Raw genomic sequence first — 2,174 nt, 5'->3', positions numbered from 1 at the left:
AAAAACACCCCCCGGCCCTGCCCACTCGCACCATGTGCGAGTGGCCAGGCCCTTTTCGTCAAACGCATTGCCCCGGCCAGGTGTCCGGAATCCGGTCATCGCTCTCCGGTACGTGTGTTAACGGTCCGTTTCGGGGGTGTCTGTCTGTGCTCACTTTGTCCGGATTTCGGTCTTAGCGGCCAAGGTGATGTTGTCAAAACGAGACCACTTAAGTGTGGTTTACAGCCCGGACGTACTTAATAGTTGGCTCCATTGAGCTCGGGTCAATGGGTCACGCACTGTGGGGAGTGCCGACTCACGAGCACACTCGGGGTACCGGGGGATCAACGCCGTCAGGGGTGTCGGCAGGTCTCGAAGTGCCCTTCTTGTAGTGACAAGTGGACTCATGAGGAGGAAACCCATGCGCGGTGCCAAGAGCGCCAAGTGGGTAGCGGGCGCGATCATCGTCGCCCTGGCTGCGACCGCCTGTGGCGGGGGCAAGGACGACAAGGGCACGGACGCCGGGGGCAAGACCGACCCGAACGGCATCTTCTCCATCGAGGTCGGCGAGCCGGAGAAGCCGCTGCTCACCGGTGACACGATGGAGTCCAACGGCTCGATCGTCATGGCCGGTCTGTTCTCGACGCTCGTCGACTACAAGGCCGACGGCTCGCTCGAGATGATCAACGCCGAGTCGGTCACCACCACCGACTCGAAGCTGTGGACCGTCAAGCTCAAGAAGGGCTGGAAGTTCCACGACGGCACCCCGGTCACCGCCAAGTCCTTCGTGGACGCGTGGAACTGGAACGCCAACGTCGAGAACGCCCAGGGCCTCGCCTCCTGGTACGCCGACATCAAGGGCTTCGAGAAGGTCCACCCGGAGGCGGAGGGCGCCAAGCCCACCTCCAAGACCCTCGACGGCCTGAAGGTCCTCGACGAGAACACCTTCACCATCGAGCTCGCGAAGCCGGTTCCGTACTTCGCCCACAAGCTCGCCTACATCTCCTTCGCCCCGCTCCCGGAGTCCTTCTTCAAGGACCCCGAGGCCGCGGGCCAGAAGCCGGTCGGCAACGGTCCCTACAAGTTCAAGAGCTGGGACCACAAGAAGCAGATCGAGATCGTCCGTTACGACGGCTACACCGGCCCGAACAAGGCGAAGAACGGCGGTGTGGTCTTCAAGAACTACACCACCCTCGAGGCCGCGTACGAGGACCTGAAGTCGGGCAACGTCGACGTCCTGCGTCAGATCGCCCCGAAGGACCTCCCGGTCTACCGCACGGACCTCGGCGACCGCGCCGTGGACCAGCCGTACTCCTCGATCCAGACGATCGCCGTCGCCTTCTACGCCGACCAGTGGAAGAAGCCGAAGCAGGTCGACCCGAAGGTCATCCAGGGCCTGTCGATGGCCATCGACCGCGCCACGATCACCAAGACGGTGCTCAACGGCACCCGCGAGCCCGCCACCGGCTGGGTCGCCCAGGGCGTGCTCGGCTACCAGCCGAACGCGGTCGAGGTCACCAAGTTCGACCCCGCCAAGGCCAAGGAGCTCATCAAGGCCGGCGGCGGCGTCCCGAACAACAAGATCTCCATCCAGTACAACGCCGACGGCGGTCACAAGGAGTGGGTGGAGGCTGTCTGCAACTCCATCACCCAGGCCACCAACGTCGAGTGCGTCGGCGACGGCAAGCCGGACTTCCAGGCCGACCTCCAGGCTCGTAAGAACCAGCAGGTCAAGTCCCTGTACCGTTCCGGCTGGGTGCTCGACTACCCGGTGAACGCCAACTTCATCTCGGACCTGTTCCGCACGGGTGCGGGCGGCAACCAGGGCGGCTTCTCCAACAAGGAGCTGGACGCCAAGATCGCCAAGGCCGACTCCGCCAAGACCCTCGAGGACTCGGTGAAGGAGTACCAGGCGATCGAGAAGGACCTGGTGAACTACATGCCGTCCATCCCGCTCTGGTACTACAAGGTCAACGCGGGCTACTCGGAGAACGTCTCCGGTGTGGCGTACGGCCAGGACGGCGACCCGATCCTGACCGGCGTCGAGGTCAAGCAGAAGTAATCACCCGAGCGTAGTCCGCATGCCGTGGGGGGGGGGGGGGGGGGGTGCGATTCACCGGGCGGGCGGTGAAACGCAGGGGGGGGGGGGGGCGCGGGGGGAACCCCGGGCGCACACACAGCGGTATTAAAAAAAA

The 2,174-nt window shown here is 64.2% G+C and carries 1 protein-coding gene; it reads left to right on the top strand.

All coding sequences use genetic code 11. The features are described from left to right. Positions 1-400: 400 nt before the first annotated feature. A complete protein-coding gene (locus tag ACFW1I_RS26975; RefSeq protein ID WP_384674684.1) occupies positions 401-2,041 on the top strand; it encodes an ABC transporter substrate-binding protein in 1,641 nt (546 codons plus the stop codon). Positions 2,042-2,174: the final 133 nt, after the last annotated feature.

The sequence above is a fragment of the Streptomyces sp. NPDC058955 genome (genome assembly GCF_042741435.1).
In the GTDB taxonomy this organism is placed as follows: domain Bacteria; phylum Actinomycetota; class Actinomycetes; order Streptomycetales; family Streptomycetaceae; genus Streptomyces.
Note: the sequence above shows the minus strand (reverse complement) of the source record. Positions and strands in the feature narration are given on the sequence as shown.

Bases quoted from the DNA above. Each gene is read 5' to 3' on its own strand.
- ACFW1I_RS26975 (WP_384674684.1), top strand. From the start codon at position 401: ATGCGCGGTGCCAAGAGCGCCAAGTGGGTAGCGGGCGCGATCATCGTC.